This window comes from uncultured Chloroflexus sp., from assembly GCF_937129525.1.
GTDB lineage: Bacteria > Chloroflexota > Chloroflexia > Chloroflexales > Chloroflexaceae > Chloroflexus.
The window spans coordinates 1-2996 of record NZ_CAKZNK010000107.1; the positions used below are offsets into that span (position 1 = coordinate 1).

1 protein-coding gene is annotated in these 2996 nt (G+C 56.4%); it reads right to left on the reverse strand.

Features of this window, described 5'->3' with window-relative positions; genetic code table 11:
* Nucleotides 1-2820 (reverse strand): response regulator (locus Q0650_RS13605; protein ID WP_298819856.1); only part of this gene is annotated, 2820 nt, incomplete at its 3' end.
* Nucleotides 2821-2996 lie beyond the last annotated feature (176 nt).

Genomic DNA, 2996 nt, shown 5'->3' on the forward strand with positions numbered 1-2996 from the left:
CTCCTCAGCCACACAGTCCCGCGCCAGCACTACCACTGTCAGATCATCCGTTAAGGGGCCAAGCAACGCCGGCAATGCCAGCAACCGATCAACAATTGCCGTCGCAGACATCCCATCGTTCAACAAATCGTTGATCTGCAATGGATTGCGCGCTAAAGCCGGCCATGGATCGAGCAAGCCATCGCTAAACAGGATTAATGCATCACCCGGATTGAGAACCGTCTCGCCTTGTTTGTACGGCTCAGAGGACAGGATACCCAACGGCATACCACGCGGTTCGAGTCGGTCACAGCGACCGCCATGGCGGCGAATAAAACCCAGTCCATGGCCGGCGTCTACATAAGCCAGCGAGTGATTATGCAGGTTTAACTGCAAATGACAGAGCGTGACAAAGCTACTGATCCGATCTAAATCAGTATGCAGCGCATTAACGGCGTAACGCATATTTACTTCGGGAGGCGTCTCGCGCGCCACCGAGCGAATCACAGCGCGGGTCGTCGTCATCAAAAGCGCCGCCGACATTCCCTTGCCCATCACGTCGCCGAAGGTGAGATTGAGCAGATGCGGCGCGGCAAATTGCCAGTCGTAGAAATCACCTCCCACATCGCGCGCCGGAATACAACGCGCCGCAATCGTGTAGCCCGGCAGTCGCGGCATTTGCTGCGGAAGCATTTCAGCCTGGATCTGGGCCGCGTGCTTGATCTCGGCCTCCAATTCGCGCCGCTTCTCATCGAGCCGTCGTTGCAGAGCAGACTTCTCGCGTCGCAAGCGCAGATTATCCAGAGTGCGCTCAAGCACGACCAGCAACTCTTGCCGATCGATCGGTTTGCGCAGATAATCATCGGCGCCATGCCGGATTGCATTGATGGCAATCTGTTCTGAACCAAACGCCGTTGTCATGATAATCGCCGGCTCCGGCCCGGCGCGACGCACTTGATCGAGCACATCAATTCCACTGATTTCCGGCATCAAAATGTCGATCAGCGCAACGTCAACCCCGCCCTGCGCAATGCGTTGCAGCGCCTCGAAGCCGCTATGCGTCAGCTCAACCTGATAACCGGCATCCACCAGCCAGAGCTGCAACAGGCGAGCAATATCAGGGTCATCATCAACAATCAGGACGACCGGCGCCTGACTCACTCGACTGGCGACAAATGGCAGGGCGTGGCGTTGCGGCGGCTGTCCGATATGCACATCGGCAATCAGCACCTGGTTGCGTCCCCCATGCTTGGCCTGGTAGAGAGCAGCATCGGCTTTCTCGATCAATGCGCTGGCATCAATTCCGCTCTCCCACTCAGCAATTCCGGCAGAAAAGGTTACCCGTAATGGCTCCCCCTCGCGTTGATGTTCGATTTGAGCAAACCGCTCGCGCAGACTATCGATCACCATCGCCGCATTTGCCGCCCGTGTTTCCGGCATCACAATCAAGAATTCTTCCCCGCCGTAACGACCGATCAGGTCGGTAGCGCGCAACCGTTGCCGCAACAGACGCGCCAGGCTCTTAAGCACCCGGTCGCCAACCCGATGGCCATAGCGATCATTGACCTGTTTGAAATGGTCAATGTCGAGCAAAACAACCGATAACGGCTGACCAGTGCGACGCGCGCGCGCCACTTCACGCATCAGTAAATCCTGGGTCACGCTATGGTTGAACAAACCGGTCAGGCTATCGCGCACCATCAAACTGCGCATCGCCCGCGCCCGCTGAATCCGTGACTTGACCGCCGCAACCAGGTGTTCGAGATTGATCGGCTTGGTCAGAAAATCATCGCCACCCCGCGCCAGCGCTGCCAGTTGCGCCGATCGATTCGTTTCGCCGGATAAAAAGACGATCGGAATGCTGTGGTATTCCTGTTGTTGCCGGATAACAGCAGCCAGTTCTTGCCCACTACACGTGGGCATGTAGACATCGAGCAGGATCAGATCAGGTTGTTGCTCTGATAACAGTACTGGCGCTTCGAGCGGATCGGTTGTTGCTACCACGCGCATCCCCGCCGCTCGCAACGCCAGTGCATATACTTCCGCCATCAGCGGCGAATCGTCAATGATCAACACGGTGTACGGCTCGATGCTAGCGCGCTGCGTCAGTTGATCGATCTGGTCGATCAAGAGACCAACATCGATCGGTCGCGTAAAATAACCGCACCCCCCGGCGCGCACTGCGGCCAGGCGCAGGGTAAACTCTGATGAGCCGGCGGTGAAAATGATTGGCAAAGCAGCGCCGTATTGATCATGCAGCAAAGCTGCCGCTGCGATCCCACTCTGTTCGCCCTCCTGCAGATCAAGATCGATGATCGCGAGGTGTGGCAACTGTTTCTCCACCATCGCTAACAGCTCGGCGCTGCTGAGAAAACTCTGTGTGGTATAGCCAAAATAGGCGATCTGGCGGGCTAATTCAGCCACCTCTTCGCTATCGTGTCCGGCAATGTAGACGAGCGTGGTTGAGGCCACTGACTGCTCCCGAATGATTGGCGCCAGCAGCGCCTCTGTGCTCTGCCGTAGCGTTTCAAATAAACGCTCCATCAGGGGAGCAAGGCGCGCCACTACCTCGCCCAGATCCGTTTCCTGCACTATTGGCTGCAAAGCTGCATCGATCGCGCGCGCGACATCGCTAATGGCTACCAGGCCAAATGTTGCTCCAGAGCCGGCCAGGTTGTGAACGATGCGATGCAACTCGCGCGCGTCATCAAGCTGCGGCGCATCGGTTTGCAGTCGCGACCAGAGCGCTTCAAGCTGGGCAATCTTGTTCCCTAATTGGGCAATATATTGTTGTTGTAGATCCGCAAAGAGGGAGTGCGCCTCATCACGATTGGCGTTCATAATACTCTTCTGCTCCCTCCGCTACTAACGCTGTGACGTATGCGCGGCATCGGATGACAATCTCATCACTATCATCATATCCGATTGAACGATTTTTCAAACAGGTTGCGCACCCTTCCATGCGCAACTCAGGTTAAGAAACGCTGACAAACCTGCTTTACTCGATATCCATGATA